Genomic DNA, 23,266 nt, shown 5'->3' with positions numbered 1-23,266 from the left:
ATACACTTTGATTGTTTTAAAGGAGAAAAAATGATGAAATCCGACATTAACAACGAAACTCGAGCCAAAAAAGGACGTTCAAAGAAAAAGCGCCTACTTTGGTTCATTCTTATTCCCTTACTTATTGTAGCAATGGGAGCCGGAGGCTATTCCTTCCATATATACAGTAAAGCAAAATCCGTCTTAAGCAACGCTTATTCTGAACTCGGCCGAGGAGATAAATCCAGCAAACGTGAAAAAGCTGTTAAACCTATGACTGATAATATTTCTGTCCTGATCATGGGTGTTGATGAAAGTGATATCAGGGAAAAAGGTTACGGAAAAGCGACTCGTACAGATGCATTACTACTTGCAACAATTAATAAAAATGATAAATCTGTTAAACTAGTCAGCATTCCACGTGATTCACGCGTCTTCATTAAATCACGTGATAAATATGACAAAATTACACATGCACATGTATTTGGTGGTGTAGACAGCACAATTGATACAGTAGAAAAATTTTTAGATGTACCAGTTGATTACTATGTAAAATTCAATTTCAAATCCTTTATCCAGATTGTTGATTCTCTAGGTGGTATAACTGTCGACGTTCCAGTTGAGTTCACAGAACAAAATAGTAGCGACGAAGCAGATGCAATTCACCTAAAAAAAGGGCGTCAACATTTAAATGGAGAAGAAGCACTTGCACTAGCTAGAACGCGTCATATTGATAGTGATTATATGCGTGGTCAACGACAACAACTTGTTTTAGAGGCTATTGCTGAAAAAGCCCTATCTCTCAATTCCATTAATAAAATCGGAAGCCTATTAGATGCTGTCGATACAGACTTAAAAACAAATTTAACTTTTGATGATATGATGACTATTGCAAAAAATTCAATGGATTCAAATTTAAAAATGGATAAATTGCAAGTGGAAGGTACTGATAAATATATAGGTGGTATTTATTATTACGTTCCAAACGAAAAGAGTGTTAATGATATATCGACAACACTTCAAGAACATCTCGGTGTTACGAATAAAAATGAGCATAAAAAATTATAATAAAAAGGCTGCNNGCAGCCTTTTTATTATAATTTTCAACATATTTCTCATGCATATTGTGACAAAAAGAGACAATTATTACAGCAGTGTAACATTTTTTATGAAAACATTACACACGTAGTGAAAATAATAGTATACTAGGACGTACATAATGTTATTTTCATCATTTTTATACAAAAAATGTAATACATATATTTATAAAAATTTTTCTGGGGGGAAATAAATGAAGCTAAGCAAAATACTGATTGGTTCCGCTATTGCTGGTGGCATATTACTTTGTGTTGGTGGTATTGGTGGATATCAATATGTATCCAAATTAAATAATCAACTAAATACAACTGCACTACCAAACACTACATTTGAAGGTATTTCTCTTGATGGAAAAAATAAAGCAGATATTCAAGCCCTTGTTAATCAAAAGATGAATGAATTAAATCAAAAATCTCTTAACTACGTATTCCAAAATGATAAGCAAAATTACACGTGGAAAGATTTAGGAGTAGATTATAAAGAGAAGGATATTGTCGACAATATCTTTAAAGAACAAGAAGGGAACGTAATGAATCGTTACAACATGCGTAAGCAAGCTGAAAACGGTGAAGTAAAACGTGACTATAAATTAACACCACAATTAAATACAACAACTTATGAAACCTTTATAAAGGATAAATATAATGAAACATTAAAAAATCCTGTCAACGCCGAATTAAGTGTTGAAGGCTCTACAGTAAATATTAGCCAAAGTCAAAATGGAGAAAAAATTGATAAAGGAAAATTAACCGATTTAACAAGCGCAGCTATTACTTCTGGCACACCCGATGTTGTATTACCAGTTACACTAATAAAACCTGAACGTTCTACAGAAGATATACAACAAATGGGGATTAAAGAAGTGATTGCTGAATATTCTACCCCAATGGCTGGCCGTAATGGAAATCAATCCTATAACGTAAATAAGTCAGCTAATACGTTAAGTGGAGTTATTGTAGCACCTGATGAAACGTTTAGTTTTAATGGCCGTGTTGGCGTAACTGATGCTGCACATGGTTATAAATCCGCAGCAGTATATTCACAAGGTAAAGTTATACAAAGTGCAGGCGGAGGCGTTTGCCAAGTAAGTAGTACTTTATACAGCGCAGCTTTAAGGGCAGATTTAGGAATTGTTTCTCGAAGCAATCATTCTATGCCCGTAAATTATTTACCACTTGGGCAGGATGCAGCAGTGGCAGATTATGGTCCGGATTTAAAATTTAAAAACAATACAGGTAAGCATATTTACATTCAAGCATTTTCAAATGGCGGTAGTATTACTACACGTATTTTCGGTACAAATACTGGTAAAAATGTTGAAGTTTCTTCTCAAGTAATTAGTAATACTGGTGATAAAATAACAGCGGTTACGTATAAAAAAGTAACACAAAACGGTGAAGTACTCTCAAATGGACAAATTTCAAAAAGCGTATATAAAAGTGCCCCAAAACAATGAGATAATATCAAACGGACAAATTTCAAAAAGCGTATACAAAAAGGCGTGATCTACTCACGCCTTTTTCTTTTGCAATAATAGTGAAAAAATTTCCAGATGATCTTTCGTTTCTTCTAAAGACCACACACGATTGCCTTGCTTCGCAGCTAATACGCACGCTTCTTCCCACGCGTTCTTTTTCTTCATATTTACTAATTCATCGCGTAATTTCAAAACAATCTCTTCGTCCTCTTGCTCTATAAACTCTTCCATCACGCTTACTATTTCATCCTCATGAATACTTAACGTACAGTACGATTTAAGAAAGTATTGTAATGTTGGATACATATATACTCCCCCCTTTATTTATCTGATGGATAAGAAGTAATAATCTTAAATCCTAGATTTCCTGATTTATCTCTCGCTAAAACAGTAACAGTCTTTACTAGTTTGTCTTTTACATTCATATTTTTCTTTATTACTGTTTTTCCAACTGGGAATGAATGAGTTGTATTCAATACAAGACGAGCCTCTTTAGAGTTTTTCAACCAATCCTGAATTTCTTTATCATGTTGTTTTAAACTATCTTTCACAGCCTTTGTCGCTGTTTCCTTATCATAGTATGTACTTGCCGCTGAAACTTTATCTGTCTTCAAACGATTCTTCAAATCCTCTTCTGATTTGCCTACATGCCTTTCAATCGTATGACCATTTTTAGGTGGCCCTTCCATTTCATCTAAAATATTATCACTAATTTTTTCTACTGATGTAGAATGATCCTCTTTTGGTTTTTCTGTTTTTTGTTCTTTTCCTGCACATCCACTTAAAATCAGCATTAGTGCCAATAAACTACTCAAGAAAAGACTACTTAATCGTTTCATCGTATCACCTCTTCCATGATTATTATCGTAACTCCACTAAAAGTCAATTTCACAAAGAAAAAATGTATACAGTTTTAAAATCCTCATTCATTTTGCTATATTTTCCACCCCCCTTTCATCAAATCACTGTTTTTCACCCTTTTTAAAATATCCCCCCCTGTTTTTATAATTATTTCCCAGATGAAAACACCAATCGAAACACTCCATAAACCCTTTAAATACAGGATTTATGGAGTGTTTTTTAAACAAAATAAATATACCCCTACTTTCATATACCTAATACCTATATAAGGTATACAAAACCCTTTCTATCAACTGTTTTCTACATTATGTAAATTTGTACTTGCCTATACAATGTAAATATGGTGTAATGCAAAAAAAGATAAAGGATTTTAAAGAATGGCTGAAACAATTCAAAACTTCTTAACAGACTATTATTCAATCGCAATTCCACTTAGTATCTTAATCAACATCATCATCAGTCTTTTAGGTTTTATCCCTAGTATTTTTTTGACCGCCATTAATATACAGCTCTTCGGTGTAACAAATGGCACAATCATTTCGATCGCAGGTGAGGCATTAGGGGCTATTATCTCGTTTTATATTTATCGTATAGGCCTTCAAAAGTTCACTCACGATAAAGTAAATACGTATCCAAAGGTAGAACGCCTTCTTTACGTAGAAGGCAGAGAGGCATTTCTACTAGTCCTATCTTTTCGTTTTATTCCTTTCATTCCGTCCAGTATCGTTACTTTATTTGCAGCTCTAGGCAAAATGTCATTACTCTCTTTCAGTATTGCCAGCACAATAGGGAAAATACCGGCTTTATTGATTGAAGTATATTCTGCATATCATGTCATTAACGGAACAAATGAAGCGAAATGGATTATTACAATCGCAGGTTGTGTTGGATTATTTTATTTGTGGAAAAAATGGAGAAAAAAATAAAGAAGGAGCCTATGCTCCTTCTTTATTTTTGAGGTATTTTATTAATAACTATCCCTTAAAGCCTTAGTTTACACCAACAGCACTAAATGATTGCTTAACTGCTGCTACTTCTGCAGAGCTAGCACCATATAAATCAGCTGCAGCTTGTACTGCACCAGCACGTGCTTGACTAAATGTAGTAGATTGCGTGAAATACTGTGTATTTGCACGGTAGTAAATCGCACCTAATTTATCTTTACCGATACCAGTTACAGTTACACCAGAATGCGTACCACCATTTGCTAATAAATAAGCTTGTTTGTTAATAATACCACTGTTTGTATGAACGCCACCGTTATCACTTGAACCAGTGTAACGCTTAGAATAATGGTCTGGGTCACCATATTTCGCTGGATCACTCATAGAACGAAGTGCATCTCCCGCCTTACCAGGTGTATAAATATCTTCACCAATCTCCCAATCTGGGTTACGGTTATCATAGAATTCTACTAAAGTACCAAAAATATCAGAAATTGCTTCATTTAACGCTCCTGATTCATTTTGATAAATTAAATCCGAGCTATTTTCCGTAACAGCATGTGTTAATTCATGGCCAATTACATCAATGCCACCAGATAATGAAGTGAATGTTACACCATCACCATCTCCGTATACCATTTGTGAGCCGTTCCAGAATGCATTATTATACTTACTTCCGTAATGAACTGTTGATTTTAATGGTGCTCCTGCATCATTAATAGAGTTTCTGTTAAATGTAGCTTTATAGTAATCATATGTTTTACCTGCATAGTAATGAGCATCTACTGCCGCTGCATCATACGCTGCATTGAAAACATTATCTGCATCTGCCCATAATGTTCCTGGTAATGTTGAGCGGTTTTTCGCATCATATGTGAAAATTGTTGCTCCGCGCGTATTATCTTGTAAATAGTAAGACGATCCAGATAACGTTGTATTAAGCGATTTCGTATCTCCTAATACACCTTTACCAGTTCCAACTTTATTCGTCCCTGTTACAGGCTTTACAACCGCTTTCGCTTCCTGTTTAGGAGCATCTTGCTTAACTGGTGACTTATCATCATTCGTTACATGATCAAGTTTATTATATTTATTTAACACTTTACCGCTTTCCGCTTCAATGAAATAGTAATAGTTTCCTGGATTTGGCTCTAAGAAGTTTAAATTCACAACGTATGCATATGTCGTTTCTTCACCATTTTGATATACATATAAATCCGCTTTTGGATCCACTTCGTATTTAGGTGTTACTCCTAAATCTTGTTGCGCAATTTCAATTGCTTTTGCGCCTTCAATCTTATTTTTGTTTTTTAACTTTTCCTTCTTGTCTAAATCAGGCGCAACTGTTCCAGACAATACTTTTAAAGAACCATCTTTACTTACGTGAGCTACTTGAGTAGACCCCCATACAGGTACTCCCTCGTAAACTTGTTGCATACGTACTACTGTTGAATCAGTTACAGCATCTTTTTTCACTTGTTTCACTTTGAAAGAATCTTGTGCACTCTTTTCCCCTAGCTTATAATCACCTTTTGCTGCGTTTAAGTAATCAAACACCACAGATTCCGCTTTCTTACCAGTCGCTCCAGTTAGATCACCAGAAATAAACTCAGGTGACTGTACCGTCTCATTGTACTTCTTAGTAGAGAGTACATTTTTAGAATCCGCAAATGCAGAGCCTGTCCCTCCGAACGTAGTAACTGCCATTCCTGCCGCTAACACTAACGCTAAACTCTTCTTTTTCATCTAACATTCCCCCTAATAAAAAATTTTTGAAAAAGAGTAGTTTCATATTATCATTATGTTTCCACTATTAATATACTAAAAATTCAATTAATTTCTTTCTCAAGTGTTGTAGAATTTTGAGGAACAAATATTGAAAAAAACCCTTTCCGTTGGGAAAGGGTTTTTTTTATAAATTAATTTGTTCAACTGTTTTAGCTTCTTGCCCTAGAGTATCCGGCTTCCAAGCATACTGAATATCCAATACTACAGCTGCAATTGCCATAACCACAAATGTTCCTGCAATTAACTTTTTCATACTATCCCTCCTCTTTACTCTTCTAATAAAGTAATCGCTAATTTATAATAGCGATTACTTTCTTTAAAATCTGAGCATTCTTCTAAGTATTCAGCTAGTTCTAAGTATACTTTCTTTAAATCTTTTATATTTTCCTCTGTTTTAAAGAAAGGAACTACTTCTGTTTCTAAAAATTTTTTATAGAGGTCTCTTTCTTCAAAATATTTATATCTTAAATTTAACAATAAATATAACATCCCTTTGTATCTATCATCTTTCCTTGCAGCAAGGATACCTTTTTCAATCCATTCAGCCGCTTCCTCAAGTTCTCCTAATTGAATACACTGTAATGAGAGCTCATACATGGCATCAATATAATTCATATCCTCTTCTTTTTTATAATTTAAGCATTCTATATAATACTCTTTCGCCTTGGCATAATTTTTTTGTCGGTAGTACAGATAACCAATATTATTTAAAGCAATAGAAAGAATATTATCTTTATCAGCAAAAGAAGTTGCTTCTCTTATGATATGATTATAGATTTCCATAGCTTCATTATATTGTTTTTTTCTAGTATAACTAAACGCAATTAAAAACTTACAATTAATTATATTTCTAAATTTATATTCACTTTTAAAACCTTCTAATGCCACATTAGCAAAATATAATGTCATATGGTCTATTTCCATCTGACTATATGTCAATGCCAAATTATAATATATTCCTGTTTCATAATATCCTAACTCTTTCGCCATCGATTCCGTCTTTAACAGATATTCTAATGCCTGCGTATATTTGTACTGCACAGAATATAATAATGCCTTATTATACGTATATAACATCTTCTGAAAAGGCGAGTATTTCTTATACACTTTCTTCAATCCGTCCAATTCTTCTTCAACAGCAGGGAGATCCCGCTTCATCATTAAATAACGTGTATACAGCAGTTTATAATAATTTATAATTTCAAAATCCAACACATGCTTCATTTCACCTTGCAACTCTTCGTATATGCGCTCTACTTGTTGCTTGTCCAAATGAACTAATGCATTCAACCACTCGTCCAACTTCACTTTCACATCTTCTTCTACATCTCTCAAATCCGTCACAGCAATTTCTAGTCTTGTGCAGAGCAATTGTAGAATTTCTTCTGATGCTTCAATCTTTCCATTTTCGATCTTACTTAAGTATGAGACAGAACAAATGCCCTGACATAATTCTTCTTGTGTCATTTTTTGCTGTAGCCGTTTATAAAAAACTTGCTTGCCTATTTTTTCTAATGTTTGTTGCATTGTCCTCCTCCATTCTCATTACCCCCACTACTCTAATAATACATAAAATCTAGAGAAATATAAATTGATAAATGTAAATTTTCTAAAAAATATGCATTATTTCATTTTTTTCTCTCTTGACTTCAATCCCCTATTACTTCTTTGCTACGAAAGGGGAAAAATTGGTATACTATAACCAAATTACGGAGGTGTTTTCGCAATGAATCATTATAAAGACGATAGTTACGCCTTACATACAGATTTATATCAAATCAACATGGCTTATACATATTGGAAAGATGGTATTCATACTCGCCGTTCTGTTTTTGATCTATACTTTCGAAAGCTTCCATTCGAAAACGGCTATGCTGTTTTTGCTGGTCTTGAAAAAATTGTAGAGTACATAGAAAATTTCAGCTTTACCGAAAGTGACATCGCTTATTTAGCAGAGCTGCAATTTGAAGAAGACTTCCTTCATTATTTACAAAACATGAAATTTACTGGCACGATTCGTAGTATGCAAGAAGGCGAAGTTGTTTTTAATAACGAACCATTATTACGTGTTGATGCACCGCTTGGCGAGGCACAAATAATTGAAACCGCCCTCTTAAATATTGTAAATTACCAAACATTAATTGCTACAAAAGCTGCACGTATGAAGCACGCTGCAAATAATGATGAGCTTTTAGAGTTCGGTACAAGACGCGCTCATGAGTTTGATGCTGCCCTTTGGGGAACACGAGCTGCCTTTATTGGTGGTTTTTCATCTACAAGTAACGTTCGCGCAGGGAAACGATTTGGCATCCCTGTAGCTGGCACACATGCCCATTCTTTCGTTCAAGCATATCGCGATGAATATGTTGCATTTAAAAAATATGCTGAAACACATAAAAAATGTGTATTTCTTGTCGATACATACGACACATTAAAATCTGGTGTTCCAAATGCGATTCGTGTTGCAAAAGAGTTCGGGGATCGTATCGATTTTTATGGCATTCGCCTTGATAGTGGTGATATGGCATATTTATCAAAGGAGGCCAGAAAACAACTTGATGCAGCTGGATTTACAAACACAAAAATTATCGCTTCTAGCGATTTAGATGAATATACGATTATGCACTTGAAATCTCAAGGGGCAAAAATTGATGTATGGGGTGTTGGTACAAAGCTGATTACATCCTTTGAGCAGCCAGCATTAGGGGCTGTTTATAAACTAGTCGCTATTGAAGATACTGACGGAAAATTAAATGATACGATTAAGATTTCATCTAATCCTGAAAAAATTACAACCCCAGGACTTAAACGAGTTTATCGTATTATTAACCGTGTTAACGATCATGCAGAGGGCGATTATATTGCTTTAGAGTCAGAAGAACCCGGAAAAGAAGAGCGTTTAAAAATGTTTCATCCAGTTCATACATATATAAGTAAATTCGTAACAAGCTTTGAAGCACGCGAACTACATCAAGATATTTTCATTAACGGTAAAAGAGCGTATGAATTACCTAATATATTAGATATTCAAAAGTATAATGAACGCAGCCTCTCACTATTTTGGGAAGAGTATATGCGAACTTTAAACCCAGAAGAGTACCCTGTCGATTTAAGCCAAGAATGTTGGGATCATAAAATGAATTATATTCAAACTGTTCGAGAACAGGTTGAAAAAAATATACAAAAATAAAGTGAAGCTTTAATCAGTGGGGTTTTGTCCCTCCCCCACTTCTCCATTTTTCAATACTATATGGATATTTGTAAAAAATATATTAAAATAATAAGAAGAATATTATATTTTTGTAAATTTATATATTAAATTATTTAAAAACAAAATAACCAATAAAAAAGAGGACGCAATTGCGTCCTCTTTTTTATAAATCTTTTACTCGTAGTACACGCATTGCATTTAATACTGCAAGTAACGTCACACCAACATCTGAGAAGACTGCTTCCCACATTGTTGCAATACCAAAGGCGCCGAGTAATAACACTAACCCTTTTACCCCTAATGCAAATATAATATTTTGCCATACGATGCTACGTGTACGTTTTGCAATTTTTACTGCTGTCACAATTTTTGAAGGCTCATCAGTCATAATAACGATGTCAGCAGCTTCAATTGCTGCATCTGATCCTAAGCCGCCCATCGCAATACCAACGTCTGCCCTTGCTAGTACTGGCGTATCATTAATACCATCACCGACGAATGCAATCTTTTCTTTACCGCGTTTTGCTGCATCAATTTTTTCGATTTCTTCTACTTTTTGGTGTGGTAATAATTCGGCATGAACTTCATCTAAACCTAATTCTTTACCAACAGCTTCTCCGACTGATTTTGCATCACCAGTTAACATGACTGTCTTCTTAATACCTAGTTCTTTTAACTTTTGAATTGCTTGTTTTGAATCCTCTTTTACCTCATCAGAGATAACAATATAACCTGCATATTTACCATCTACAGCAACATGAACTAGTGTACCTACTGTATTTGGTTGCTTAAATGTAATGTTTTCTTTGCTCATTAATTTAGCATTACCTGCGAAAATTTCTTTTCCTTGTACTTTTACAACCGTACCATGACCAGAAATTTCACTATAGTCTTCAATAGCATTTTCATCGATTGATTTTCCATATGCATTTCGAATAGATTGTGCAATCGGATGATTTGAATATACTTCTGCAAATGCTGCATATTCTAATAGCTCTTCAGCTGTGATACCTTCACTAGGCTCCATCTTCGTAACTTTAAAGACACCTTTTGTTAATGTTCCTGTTTTATCAAAAACGATATATTTCACATCATTCAATGCTTCTAAATAGTTACTTCCTTTTACTAAAATACCACTTTTAGATGCCCCACCAATACCGCCAAAGAATCCAAGAGGAATCGATACAACGAGCGCACATGGACAAGAGATTACTAAGAACACTAAAGCTCTATAAATCCAATCGGAGAATGTAGCACCCTCTAAAATAAGTGGTGGAATAAATGCCATTATTGCTGCTGTTATAACTACAACAGGAGTATAATAACGTGCAAACTTTGTAATAAAGTTTTCTGTTGGCGCTTTTTTGCTACTTGCATTTTGTACTAAGTCTAAAATTTTCGATACAGTGGATTCACCGAACTCTTTTGTAACTTCGACAATTAATACACCATTTTGGTTTACAAAACCACTTAATACGTCATTACCAACTTCTACTTCCCTCGGTACAGACTCACCTGTTAACGCTGAAGTATCCATCATTGATGTTCCCTCAACTACTTTCCCGTCTAACGGTACTTTTTCACCTGGTTTTACGATAATATACTCACCAATTTGCACATCTTCTGGTGATACTTGTTTCGTTTCGTTTCCAACTTTCACATTCGCATAGTCAGGACGAATATCCATTAATGACGTAATTGATTTTCGAGAACGATTTACTGCAATACTTTGGAACAGTTCCCCTACTTGGTAAAATAGCATAACTGCTACCGCTTCTGGATATTGTTGAATCGCGAAAGCTCCTAAAGTTGCAATTGCCATTAAAAAGTTTTCATCGAACACTTGGCCGCGAGTTATGTTTCTTACCGCTCTCCAAACGATATCTCCACCTATTAATAAATAAGCAAGGACGAATAATGGAATTGTTATCATTTGCGGTAATCCGGCTAACGCAGCAATTCCTGTCAAAATTCCACCGACTACTAATCTTCCTATCATCTTTTTCACATTTCCATCACCATGATCATGGTCGTGTCCTTTTTCCTCTTCACGAACAACTTTTACATCAGGCTCTAACTTTTGAACAACATTTTTTATATTTTGTACAGTCGATTCAAGTTCTCGTTTATTTGCAACTTCTACTCGTAATTTCTTTGATACGAAATCAACAGTCGCTTCTGAAATTGTTGGCATTTCCTTTACCTTATTTTCAATCTTCATTGCACAATTTGCACAGTCTAAGCCTTCTAATACAAATACTTCTTTTACTGATTTTGTTTTTTGCTCTTCTTGCACTTTAATATGTGGCTCTAATTTTGTAACAAGTTGCTTCGCTTCCGTAACAACTTGATTTTCTTTATTTTGCGGTGTTTCTAAAAGCATCGTTTTTGTTGCAAAGTTTACGGAACAAGATGTTACCCCTTCTATATTCCCAACACCTTTTTCAATTTTCATTGCACAATTTGCACAATCTAAACCTTCTAGCATAAGTTTCTTTTTCACTAATGCTTCTGCCATCGTTCTCCCTCCTCGCTTTTTTATTCTTCCTCGTTTACGTGTTCAAACGCTTGCTCGAAGATATGAATTACGTGTTGATCAGCTAATGAGTAATAAACTACCTTTCCTTCTTTACGGTTCTTTACAAGCTTTGCTTGCTTTAATACACGAAGCTGATGTGAGATTGAAGATTGCGTCATTCCTAATAAATAAGCTAAATCACAAACACACATTTCAGCTTCAAATAATGCATGTAATATTCTCGTACGTGTACGGTCACCTAATACTTTAAATAATTCTGCTACTTTACTTAAACTTTCATCAGTCGGAATTGTTTGTTTTACTTGATCCACGATTTCCTCGTGAATTACCGTTTGAGAACATGCTTCCTGTTGCGTTTCTACTTTATTTTCAGCCATCACAGCTCACCTCTTTATTTGAACATATGAACAACTATTCATATGTCTTATACCTTTATTATATGAGCGTCTATTCATATGTGTCAATGAATTCTCATACATTTTTTAAAACATTTCGTTCACATTTCAAAATAAACATATAAATATTCTCCGCATCTATCATGCCCTTCATACAAAAAGGATGCACGAAAACTACCGTGCATCCCTTCTTATTTATCCCGCATTAACGGGCAGTAAGACTCCCACCTCAAAATGCAGCTGAAACAAAGAAGTTAGGTGGGAGATTAACTGCCCGTAAAAGCCCGATTGGTGAGGGCTAATAATCAGTGGGAGATGAAGCCCCCCACTGATTAAAGTTTCACTTTATTAACTTTTACTGCATCCACAATTAACGAAGCAAATCCTAATTTACCATCTTGATTTCTATGATCAAAACGTTTCGATCGATAAATAAATCCACCGTTCTCTTCCCAATCACTATAATGAAACTGGCCATTCTCATCACAGTATTCTAAAAGCTTTACTTGAAAACCTGCAGCTTCAAACATAGATATAATCGTTTTGTAGTTATGTACAATTTTATGGCTTGCAGCTGGATGATCTAACGGGCCAGGTCCTCCCACTTGCACACCACGCTGATACTCTTCATTTGGGAAAAATGCATCCGGCACTGCGCAGCGAATATATCCACTATCTTCTAAAAACTCATAACAAACTTTAGCTGCTTCTATACCTTCTTCATACGATAAATGCTCCCATACGTGCTCAGCCAAAATTACTGATAAAGAATTAGACGGAAATTTATTAATCCACGTTTCTCTTTTTAATAAATTTAATTCTTCTTCATTCGTATGTAACCAACCTGGATTATTATTATATCCCTCTGCTCCAACGACAACTTTCGTCTCCATCTTTCCACCCCTTTTTTCATATTCCGACATAAAAAGTTCGACAAAGTAACATTGACCCCTTTTATTTCCCCAAAAGAAAAAACCTTGCGCGCTCCCTAGACGCACAAGGCTTACTATGTTATATCCCTTTAATTAGCTTTTTCTAAACTATCTTGCGAACTTCCATCTTCTTTTAGATGACTGTGCTTTTTCGAATATACAAAGTATACAACTACTCCTATTGCCAACCAAACACCGAAGTATATCCATGTTTTTAACGGTAGATTTACCATTAAGAATAGACAGCATGCAACTGAAATAATCGGTAAGATTGGTACAAATGGTACCATAAATCCACGTTGTAATTTCGGATGCGTTTTACGAAGAATGATGACAGTTACACCAACCATCGCGAATGTTAATAACGCTCCAATATTCGCTAAATTTGACAATTCTTTTAAATCGATAAATCCAGCAATTAAAGCACTACCAATTCCTGTTAACCAAACTGAAAATGTTGGTGCTTCTGTCTTCTTGTTAATTTTCGCAAAAGATTTTGGCAATAAACCGTCACGGCTCATCGCGAAGAATACACGTGTCGTAGCGTAGATGTATGCGAAAATTACAGCCATAATACCAATTACAGCTCCAATAGCAATTACACCAGCCACTTTATCTTGTCCTACAACTTCTAGTACATAGGCCATCGCTTCAGGTACATCTAATTCCTTGTAAGAAACCATACCTGTCATAACGAGACAAACTACAACATAAATGATTGTACAAATGACTAATGAAGCAATAATACCAATCGGTAGATCACGTTGCGGATTTTTTACTTCTTCAGCAGAAGTTGCTAATGCATCAAATCCTAAGAAAGCGAAGAATACTGCTGCTCCTCCGGCAAAGACTCCACTTAAGCCGTACGGTGCAAATGGTATCCAGTTTTCTGGTTTCACGTAGAATACACCAACTGCAATGAATAAAACAACAATACCAATTTTAATTAATACCATTATGTTATTCACACGCTTACTTTCTTTTGTACCTCGTGATAATAACCAAGTTATCACCAACGTAATGATAACTGCGGGTAAGTTCACCATACCACCTTGCGATGGAATCGTTAACAATGCTTTAGGAATTTCAAGTCCCAATCCACTCACTAAATTATTGAAATAACCTGTCCATCCGCCAGCTACTGCGGCAGTCGTTACGACATATACGGATAGCAATGTCCATCCCATTAAATGGGCAACAAACTCACCAATTGTTGCATATGAATATGTGTACACACTACCTGAAACAGGAAGTGCAGATGCAACCTCTGCATAACATAAAGCTGCAAATCCACAAACAATTGCTGCAATCATAAATGAAAAAATAACTGCTGGACCAGCATCTCTTGCTGCTACTAATCCAGTTAATACTAGAACTCCTGTACCAATTATCGCACCAATCCCTAGCATTGTTAGGTCAAATGCCCCTAGCGTTTTCGTCAAAGTTTTACTTTTACTTTCCCCTAACAATTGCGTAACGGATTTCTTTTTAAATAGGTTGGCCACGATGAATGCCCCCTTTTACCAAGAAGAGCTAAGAGGTATTATCTCTTAGCTCTTATCATGTTGTTTTATATATTGTTCGATTTTGTTTTGTATAATGCTTCTATTAGCAAGATACTGTTTCTGCTTCTAATAATTCTTTAGCACCTTTGTACTCTACACCGTGAGCTTCTGCAACTGCTTCGAATGTTACATAGCCTTCTAATGTATTAATACCTTTTAATAATGCAGTGTTGCCTAGGCAAGCTTCTTTGTAGCCTTTGTTAGCAATTTGTACTGCATATGGTACTGTTACGTTTGTTAATGCAAGAGTTGATGTACGTGGAACCGCACCTGGCATGTTTGCAACTGCATAGTGAACAACGCCGTGTTTTTCATAAGTTGGGTTATCATGAGTTGTAATACGGTCAGTTGTTTCGAAAATACCACCTTGGTCAATCGCGATATCTACAACAACAGAACCTTGTTCCATTGATTTAATCATTTCTTCTGTTACAAGTTTTGGCGCTTTTGCACCTGGGATTAATACTGCACCGATTACAAGATCAGACTCTTTTACAGCTTCTGCAATATTGTAAGGATTAGACATTAAAGTTTTTACTTGGTTTCCGAAAATGTCATCTAATTGACGAAGACGTTCTGCACTTAAGTCGATGATTGTTACATCCGCACCTAGTCCAACTGCAATTTTAGCAGCATTTGTACCAGCTTGTCCACCACCGATAATTGTTACTTTACCACGTTTAACTCCTGGAACACCTGCAAGTAAGATACCTTTACCGCCTTTGTTTTTCTCAAGGAATTGTGCACCGATTTGTGCAGCCATACGACCAGCTACTTCACTCATAGGTGCAAGTAATGGTAATGAACGGTTTTCTAATTGTACTGTTTCATATGCGATAGCAACAACTTTCTTCTCGATTAACGCTTTTGTTAATTCTGGTTCTGGAGCTAAGTGTAAGTATGTGAATAAGATTAAACCTTCGCTGAAGTGTTTGTATTCGCTTTCAACTGGTTCTTTAACTTTCATAACCATTTCCATGTTCCAAGCTTCTTCAGCTGTATCAACAATTTTTGCTCCCGCTTCAACATACTGAGCATCTGTGAAACCAGATCCTACACCTGCATCCTTTTGAATGAATACTTCGTGATTGTTACGAACTAAATGTACAACACCTGCTGGTGTCATTGCCACACGGTTTTCGTTGTTTTTAATTTCTGCTGGTACCCCAATACGCATAATGAAATGCCCCCTTATAATTAACAGAAAAAAGGAACTCTTTTTTCTTTTTGTAATAATTAATAACTTATGTCCTTATTCTAGCATAACTTAAAAGTTATGAAAACGCTAACATACCATTTTTTTAAAGTTTATATATTTAGAATAGTGTAAATATACGAAACATTGATTCTATTGGGTTATTTGTACCATCTCATTATCTATCACTCTATTTACATTATATCCATTCAAAACGCATAGTAATTATTTATTATTTGACAATAATGTAACAATGCAAAAAAACTAAGTAGTTACGTATACATATACACTTATTACTTTGTACAATACTTTAGAAATATATTCTTTTCATAAAAAACAGCTACTAGCATTTAGCCAGCAGCTGGATAGATCATAAATAACTTTGAAAATAGATCTTCTGTCGTCTCGGTAATTTTATCAAATATATCACTTTCACGATCTTCTTGCTCTTTTAACATCTTAATTGTTTCACGTGCGTCTTCAGGATAATCGGTAATGATACCATCCACGTTTAACTTATAATATGCCTTTAAACTTTCCATATCATTTACTGTCCATACGTAAATTGGCTTGTTTAGCTTCCTTGCTTCTTTTACTAATTTCTTATTTAACATGTATTCTTCTGCTACATAAAAATCAGCCTTCACATTCTTTAAGTTAGCTCTACTCGCATACAGTATATATCCTACTTTTATATTTGGATTTGCACGTTTAAACTCTTTAATAAGCGGATAGTGTAACGTTTGAATGACACATTGCTTCTCAAATTCATTATCTTTAATCGCTTTTAATACTTTGTTTACGAAATCTTTTTCGCCACCATGAAGCTTCACTTCAATATTAAGTTTGATTTTTCCTTTTGCCAGCTTAATGATCTCATCAAGTGTACTTATTTGTCCTGAAAACCCATCTTGACTAAGGGTAAGCTGTCTTAACTCCTCCATCGTTAAATCTGACACGTGAACATTAGCATTCGCAAGACGTTTTAGCTTCAAATCATGTATAACTGCTAGTTCACCGTCTTTTGTTTGCAGTACATCAATTTCAGCGTAGTCTGCTTTGGCATCAATAGCCCCCTGCAGAGCTTCTTTTGTATTCTCTACACCTTTTGAAATATAACCACGATGAGCCATAATAATTGGTTCTTTATATGAATTTGAAATAAACGTTACAATGAAGGCAACGACCATTCCGGCAGTAATAATTCCTACAATATATACACCAATAAATTTCCAACGATGTTTTTGGAAGAAACATTTATCTGCTTTTGTTTTCGAATAATCTAATCCTTCTTCTAATAAAACATCTTCAACCGGAACCTTTTGTAAATACAATCGTGTTATTGCCATAATATAAAATGGCGTCACGATAAAACTAAATAAATACAATGTACTCGTTAAAAATACAGACATTGTTGATTCTGCTAATAATGCAAATGTTCCCTGTGGATTTGTAAATTCATACATGCCCCATAGACACAATAAATACATTCCAAAAAATACACCGTACACAATCCCTATTGAAATAAAAAATCCTACTAAAAAGAATAGTACTTTAAAAAAACTTTCTTTTACTAACATTGCACTTTTACGTGCTGCTGTGCGAAACGGCTTTTGCTCTAAAACAACAATAGGTAGAACAAAAATCCAGCGAAGGTTCAAATACGCAACTACAGCAAAGAACGTGTAATAACCAACTTGTCCCATCGTTGTCTTAAACAGTTCTCCTGTAATAAAGTTAGGAATTTGAATTTGCGGAATTAATGCCGTTTCATATCCAAGATTTAAAAGAGGTAACAATACGACAGCATATAAAATAAATCCTGGTAAGCAATATGTGAAAAGAGTAGGTAAATACGTTACGGTTTTATATAAAATCGGACGTAATTTCACCTTTTGTCTTTTATGAGCGAAGTACGAAATGATAATAAGCACCGCAAATTCCGTAAAGATAAGAAACAGTGCTAACAATGATAAAATTACGATTGCCAAAATACCGTATGGTGTCTTTAAAAACGCTAATAATTCATCATTCGTCGCATTTGCATAACCACCAAAATACAATAACTTATTAAAAATGATCCCAAATAGCGGGACAAATACAATCGCTGCTAATAATTTATAAGCAAGTTGAAAGGTTAATACATTCCAAAAAGCAAATCTAACTGTTTGAAAGGAATGTCCCATTACCCCTGGTATAGATAGTCTTTTACGGTGTTGCATATATTCCTCCACATTCTAAAACGATATTTGAGATGGATTCCATATTTCCATTTCCAACCCATCTTTTTAATAATAATATATTCCGCTTAACATGAACACTCTTATACATACAATGAAAAAGTGATGGCTACTTGCCATCACTTTTTCATTTACTCTATTTTTTCTCTAACCCTTGACCAAATGCTTTCAAGAAGCTAAAACCGAATGTAATTGCTCTATTGATATCTGGATCTTTTAACACTTTAAAGAAATCCATCACTTTTGTTTTTTTACCACTATTTAATTCCTCTGTTGCAAATTGTAATCCAGTGACTAAACTAGATGTTATTTGTTTCGTTATTTCTGGGTCCACTGAAGATAATGCCTCTCCTGCCCCCATCATATTGTTTAATGCATTCTTTACTGGTTCACGATTCAATTGTTCAACAGCTATTTTGGAAACATCTTCTTTTGCAGCAAGTAAACTAATTGCTGCATCTAAAATTCCAGCTTTTTGCAACTGCGCTAATAGCTGCATCGTCTCTTCTACTGCTTCTCTATTTTCAGCTAGATCATTTAACAACTCATCTGTTACTTGCTGTTTTTTTTCTTCTTCTGTTACAATCTTCTTTTTAATTAAAGTAATCTCTTTTGCCATTATCTCCGCCCCCTAATTCTGGTCCACAAGTGATACGTATTGTTTTCTTTGCCACTTTCGCTCGATTTCAACACCATTTTGCGGATGACGTTTTTTATCTCTCGGGTTTGAAGATGGTAACGGACGATTTCCTTTTTCACGTAATACGCGCAGTTTCACCATTGTTTGTTTATAAGCTGGTGTACACGTATAAATGTCTGTTGCTGTTCCTGTTAAAATATTGATTGCCTCTTCATTTACTGTCGCATGCATCGGCAAATATAACTCATTTCCAGTTACGCGATCTGTAACAAGCGCTTGTACTTTGATTTTTCCAAATGGTGATGCTAACTCTACAAGACCACCATCTTTCACATTGCGTTCTTTAGCAAGTTCAGGTGAAATTTCAACAAATACTTCAGACACTTTAGATAAAATACCAGCCGACTTATTCGTCATATTCCCTTCATGGAAATGCTCTAGCATACGGCCATTATTTAATAGTAAATCATACTCATCTGGTGCTATAACTGGCGGAACCCATTCATCTAGTGATAAACGTGCTAGTTTGTCTGGGAAGTTAAATCCATCTACATATAATAATGGTGTATCACTACCATCATGGCTACCCCAACATAAACTATTCCAGCCTTCTAGACGGTCGTACGTCGCTTGAGAGTATAACGGTGCAAGCGATGCAATTTCGTCCATAATTTCACTTGGACTTCCATAATTCCAGTCTCCGCCCAGTGCACGAGCTACTTTTTGTAAAATCCACCAATCTGGCTTAGAATCACCAAGTGGCTTCAATACTTCATACAATCTTTGAATACGGCGCTCTGTATTCGTAAACGTTCCTTCTTTTTCTAAGCTTGGTGCTGCTGGTAAAATAACATCGGCGAAACGAGCTGTTTTCGATAAGAACATATCTTGAACAACAAGGAAGTCTAAATTCGCTAAAATATGTTGTACATGGTTGGCATTTGAATCTACTAAAGCCATTTCTTCTCCCATAACATACATACCACGCAGTTTTCCTTCTTCGGCCGCAAGTAACATTGCGATATTATTTAATCCCGGTTCTTTCGGAATCGTAGTACCGTATGCTTTTTCAAATTTCGCACGATGCACATCATCTGAAACAGCTTGGTAACCCGGAAGCCAGTTCGGTAATGTCGCCATATCACAAGCACCTTGTACGTTATTATGCCCGCGTAACGGATACGCACCGGCACCAGGACGACGGTAGTTACCTGTAACGAGAAGTAAATTTGAAATTGCTGCTGACGTTGTACTTCCTCCTGTATTTTGAGTTACACCCATTCCCCAAAGTACACAAGTACCATCTGCTTCATATACCATACGAGCCATTTCTTTTAACTGAGCTTTAGAAATCCCTGTAATTCCCTCAGTATAATCAAGCGTATATTTTTCTAGCATTTTGCTATATTCATCAAAATTCTTTACATTTTCAGCTATGAATTTTTTATCGTGCCAATCTTGATCGATAATGTATTTCGTTATCCCAGCAAGCCATACATAATCCGTCCCTTGACTCGGGTGAACAAATATATCAGCACGCTCCGCCATTTCATGTTTACGAAGGTCTGCGACAATTAGTTTTTGTTCATGTAATTTATGAGCACGCTTCACTCTAGTTGCAAGTACAGGATGTCCTTCTGTTGGATTTGCCCCAACAATAATAACAAGACCTGCCTCAGCAATATCTTTCACTGTTCCAGCATCTCCGCCCATACCGACAGTTTTAAATAAACCGTCTGTTGCTGGAGATTGGCAATAACGGGAACAGTTATCTACATTATTTGTTCCATATATTTGACGAGCTAGTTTTTGCATAAGATAGTTTTCTTCATTTGTTACTTTCGAAGAAGAAATAAAACCAAACGCATCGCTACCATACTCTGATTTAATATGTTGCATATTAGATGCAACAACTTCAAGAGCCTCTTCCCATGAAGCCTCAACAAACATATCCCCTTGGCGAATTAACGGCTTTGTAATACGCTCTTCACTGTTCACAAAGTCCCATCCGAATTTTCCTTTTACACATGTGGAAATACCATTAACCGGTGCATCTGAAACAGGTTGCACTTTTAAAATTTGACGATCTTTCGTCCATACTTCAAATGAACAACCTACACCACAAAATGTACAAACTGTTTTTGTCTTATTAATTTTCGTCTTACGCATCGCGGACTCTACTTCTGAAACTGCTAAAATACTGCTATATCCAGGCTCTACATCTTTTACAAAATCAATCATTGGATTTAGCACATCTGGTTTTAAACCAGTCATAAATCCAGCTTCTCCTAGCATCGTTTTTTCCATTAATGCATTACAAGGACAAACTGTTACACATTGCCCACAGCTAACACAAGACGAGTCATTTATACTCACACCATTGTCCCAAATAACACGTGGACGGTCTAAACTCCAATCAATCGATAAAGTTTCATTTACTTGTAAATTTTGGCATACTTCTACACACTGCCCACAAGCAATACATTGATTTGGATCGTATCGATAGAATGGATGCGACGTATCCACTTCGCATGCACTTACTTTCGGTTCATATGGATATTTTTGTTCTTCAATCTCCATCATATGTACTGTATTATGGACTTTACAGTTACCATTATTGTTATCACATACTGTACAATACAATAAATGATTCTCTAATATTCGATCCATCGCTTCAGTTTGTGCTTCCTTTGCACGTTCCGATTGCCTCTCAATATGCATGCCATCTTCCAACTTTGTCGAACAGGCACGTAGTAAACTTCCATTCACTTCTACAATACATGTATCACAAGTTTGAATAGGATCTACCTCTGGTACATGACAAATTTGAGGATGTTCTAAATTACTTTCGTTAAACAATTGGAGTATCGTCTTTTCACCTGATACGAAAAATTCTTTACCATCAACGGTTACACGGACTGTCTGTTCTGTCATAGTTTCCCCTCTCCTTACAACTAACTGTACAACACAATTATGAATCCGTTTTCATAATTGTGTTGTACATATTTTTGAAGCGCCCTGTTAAAATACTTTCCTTTGGAAGTCGATTCTAGATGTTATAAGGTATAACTACGAAAGCTTGAAAATGTCGCTATTCTACAAATCTATTATATCGTACATATACAATAATAACCAAAATAATCTGCCATCTTCTTGTTAGTAGATGCTTTTGTTTTTTCGATGTTTTATGATAAATATGGAGAAAAATACATATAAAGGGGAATTTAATATGGGGCCTATTCAAGAAACATATACAATTGTACGTTATCAATCTGGTACATTTTCAAAACAAACCGATGAGGTTGTTACGGAATCTCCCATTACAATTAAATTAAATAGCGAAGAATACGTAACAGTTGTATGCACTCCTAATTACATTGAAGATATGGTAACCGGTTTTTTAATTTCTGAAGGAATTATTTCTTCTTATAAAGATATTGAAGAATTATGGATCCAAAAAGAAAACGGAATTGTCCATGTAAAATCATCAAAAATTAATCCGCTCTATCAAACTTTATATAATAAACGGTACGTAACTTCTTGTTGCGGGAAAAGTAGACAAGGTTTTGTTTTCGTCAACGATGCAGCAAAAGCAAAAAAGTTACATGATATACATATAACTATTACTCCGGAAGAATGTTTTCACCTAATGACTTCCTTACAACAATCTTCAACTACATTTCGCCAAACGGGTGGTGTGCATAATACCGCTTTATGTGATCGAAATAACATTCTTTTATCAAGAATGGATATCGGAAGACATAATGCGCTAGATAAAATATACGGTCATTGTTTACGAAACAATATCTCTGTTCAAGGGAAAATCATTGCGTTTAGCGGACGCATCTCATCTGAAATTTTGTTAAAGGTTTCAAAAATAGGTTGCGAAATTGTTCTATCTAAATCAGCTCCAACTAAACTAGCTCTGCAACTCGCCCACGATTTAGGTATTACCGTAGTAGGATTTATTCGAAATGGATCTTGCAATATTTATACACATCCGGAACGAATCAATGGCTACAAAATAAACGATTGAATACGTAAAAGAAAGTGAAAATTTAATCAGTGGAGGGTTTTTCCCTCCTCACTGATTATTAGCCCAACCAATCGGGCTTTTACGGGCAATCTGACTCCCACGAATAGTTGGATAAAAATGACTCCTTTACAAAGCGGAAATTTTAGTTATAAAAATGTAACATATTAAAACCTTGAATAGTTAATAAAGTTAATATATAATTTCATTACATAAAGTGAAACTATAATCAGTGGGGGGTGTTCATCCCCCACTGATTATTAGCCTTCACCAATCGGGCTTTTACGGGCAGCCCGACTCCCACCTAACTTCTTTGCTCCAGCCGAATTTTGAGGTAGGAGTTTTACTGCCCACAAATAGCGGGATAAA

Annotated in this window: 18 protein-coding genes; 5 read left to right on the top strand and 13 right to left on the bottom strand. The window is 35.3% G+C overall.

Annotation, left to right across the window (positions count from 1 at the left end; genetic code table 11):
• Nucleotides 1-30 precede the first annotated feature (30 nt).
• The gene (locus tag B5P40_RS04660) at nt 31-1,047 is read left to right on the top strand and encodes an LCP family glycopolymer transferase (RefSeq protein WP_282914994.1); all 1,017 of its coding nucleotides are present in this window, start codon (nt 31-33) and stop codon (nt 1,045-1,047) included.
• 223 nt (nt 1,048-1,270) lie between these two features.
• Nucleotides 1,271-2,533 carry a VanW family protein gene (locus B5P40_RS04655; protein WP_002010475.1) on the top strand — a complete coding sequence of 421 codons (1,263 nt, stop codon included), beginning with the start codon at nt 1,271-1,273 and terminating at the stop codon, nt 2,531-2,533.
• 54 nt (nt 2,534-2,587) lie between these two features.
• Here the strand turns inward: B5P40_RS04655 and B5P40_RS04650 are convergent, their stop codons facing one another.
• Nucleotides 2,588-2,860, bottom strand: coding sequence for a hypothetical protein (locus B5P40_RS04650; protein WP_113708924.1), 273 nt, complete (start codon nt 2,858-2,860; stop codon nt 2,588-2,590).
• A gap of 14 nt (nt 2,861-2,874) precedes the next feature.
• On the bottom strand, nt 2,875-3,393 hold the full coding sequence (locus B5P40_RS04645) for an RNase A-like domain-containing lipoprotein (RefSeq protein ID WP_002125157.1): 519 nt from the start codon (nt 3,391-3,393) through the stop codon (nt 2,875-2,877).
• A 399-nt stretch (nt 3,394-3,792) separates the two neighbouring features.
• Here B5P40_RS04645 and B5P40_RS04640 point away from each other — a divergent pair, with 399 nt between their 5' ends.
• Complete coding sequence (locus B5P40_RS04640; RefSeq protein WP_002125156.1) at nt 3,793-4,341, top strand: TVP38/TMEM64 family protein; 549 nt, start codon at nt 3,793-3,795, stop codon at nt 4,339-4,341.
• Nucleotides 4,342-4,404: 63 nt separating this feature from the next.
• Here B5P40_RS04640 and B5P40_RS04635 read toward each other — a convergent pair whose 3' ends face one another.
• From B5P40_RS04635 to B5P40_RS04630, 3 genes are all read right to left on the bottom strand, one after another.
• Nucleotides 4,405-6,105: a M4 family metallopeptidase gene (locus B5P40_RS04635; protein WP_002188261.1), complete on the bottom strand. Its 1,701-nt coding sequence runs from the start codon at nt 6,103-6,105 to the stop codon at nt 4,405-4,407.
• A gap of 166 nt (nt 6,106-6,271) precedes the next feature.
• On the bottom strand, nt 6,272-6,400 hold the full coding sequence (locus tag B5P40_RS32550; protein WP_000733136.1) for an NprX family peptide pheromone: 129 nt from the start codon (nt 6,398-6,400) through the stop codon (nt 6,272-6,274).
• Nucleotides 6,401-6,414: 14 nt separating this feature from the next.
• Entirely contained in the window at nt 6,415-7,674 is a 1,260-nt protein-coding gene (locus tag B5P40_RS04630; protein WP_113708923.1) for a tetratricopeptide repeat protein, read from the bottom strand.
• A gap of 199 nt (nt 7,675-7,873) precedes the next feature.
• Here B5P40_RS04630 and B5P40_RS04625 point away from each other — a divergent pair, with 199 nt between their 5' ends.
• The gene (locus B5P40_RS04625; RefSeq protein WP_002169184.1) at nt 7,874-9,337 is read left to right on the top strand and encodes a nicotinate phosphoribosyltransferase; all 1,464 of its coding nucleotides are present in this window, start codon (nt 7,874-7,876) and stop codon (nt 9,335-9,337) included.
• Between the two features lie 184 nt (nt 9,338-9,521).
• Here the strand turns inward: B5P40_RS04625 and B5P40_RS04620 are convergent, their stop codons facing one another.
• From B5P40_RS04620 to fdhF, 8 genes are all read right to left on the bottom strand, one after another.
• A complete protein-coding gene (locus tag B5P40_RS04620; RefSeq protein WP_002140336.1) occupies nt 9,522-11,876 on the bottom strand; it encodes a heavy metal translocating P-type ATPase in 2,355 nt (784 codons plus the stop codon).
• Nucleotides 11,877-11,896: 20 nt separating this feature from the next.
• Nucleotides 11,897-12,274 (bottom strand): ArsR/SmtB family transcription factor, encoded by a 378-nt coding sequence (locus tag B5P40_RS04615; protein WP_002010461.1) that lies wholly within the window; start codon nt 12,272-12,274, stop codon nt 11,897-11,899.
• A gap of 350 nt (nt 12,275-12,624) precedes the next feature.
• A complete protein-coding gene (locus tag B5P40_RS04610) occupies nt 12,625-13,185 on the bottom strand; it encodes a class I SAM-dependent methyltransferase (protein ID WP_044444461.1) in 561 nt (186 codons plus the stop codon).
• Nucleotides 13,186-13,313: 128 nt separating this feature from the next.
• The gene (locus B5P40_RS04605) at nt 13,314-14,729 is read right to left on the bottom strand and encodes an amino acid permease (RefSeq protein ID WP_002029712.1); all 1,416 of its coding nucleotides are present in this window, start codon (nt 14,727-14,729) and stop codon (nt 13,314-13,316) included.
• 103 nt (nt 14,730-14,832) lie between these two features.
• Nucleotides 14,833-15,966 (bottom strand): alanine dehydrogenase, encoded by a 1,134-nt coding sequence (gene ald / locus B5P40_RS04600; protein WP_002010453.1) that lies wholly within the window; start codon nt 15,964-15,966, stop codon nt 14,833-14,835.
• Between the two features lie 368 nt (nt 15,967-16,334).
• Nucleotides 16,335-18,206, bottom strand: coding sequence for a glycerophosphoryl diester phosphodiesterase membrane domain-containing protein (locus B5P40_RS04595; RefSeq protein ID WP_113708922.1), 1,872 nt, complete (start codon nt 18,204-18,206; stop codon nt 16,335-16,337).
• Nucleotides 18,207-18,360: 154 nt separating this feature from the next.
• Nucleotides 18,361-18,843 (bottom strand): helical membrane plugin domain-containing protein, encoded by a 483-nt coding sequence (locus tag B5P40_RS04590; protein WP_002140332.1) that lies wholly within the window; start codon nt 18,841-18,843, stop codon nt 18,361-18,363.
• Between the two features lie 12 nt (nt 18,844-18,855).
• The gene (fdhF, locus tag B5P40_RS04585) at nt 18,856-21,798 is read right to left on the bottom strand and encodes a formate dehydrogenase subunit alpha (protein ID WP_002010447.1); all 2,943 of its coding nucleotides are present in this window, start codon (nt 21,796-21,798) and stop codon (nt 18,856-18,858) included.
• Between the two features lie 295 nt (nt 21,799-22,093).
• Between fdhF and fdhD the strand changes: the two genes are divergently transcribed.
• A complete protein-coding gene (fdhD, locus tag B5P40_RS04580) occupies nt 22,094-22,900 on the top strand; it encodes a formate dehydrogenase accessory sulfurtransferase FdhD (RefSeq protein ID WP_113708921.1) in 807 nt (268 codons plus the stop codon).
• Nucleotides 22,901-23,266 lie beyond the last annotated feature (366 nt).

Origin of the sequence: Bacillus sp. SRB_8, from assembly GCF_003264205.1 — a bacterium.
Taxonomy (GTDB): domain Bacteria; phylum Bacillota; class Bacilli; order Bacillales; family Bacillaceae_G; genus Bacillus_A; species Bacillus_A mycoides.
Note: the sequence above shows the minus strand (reverse complement) of the source record. Positions and strands in the feature narration are given on the sequence as shown.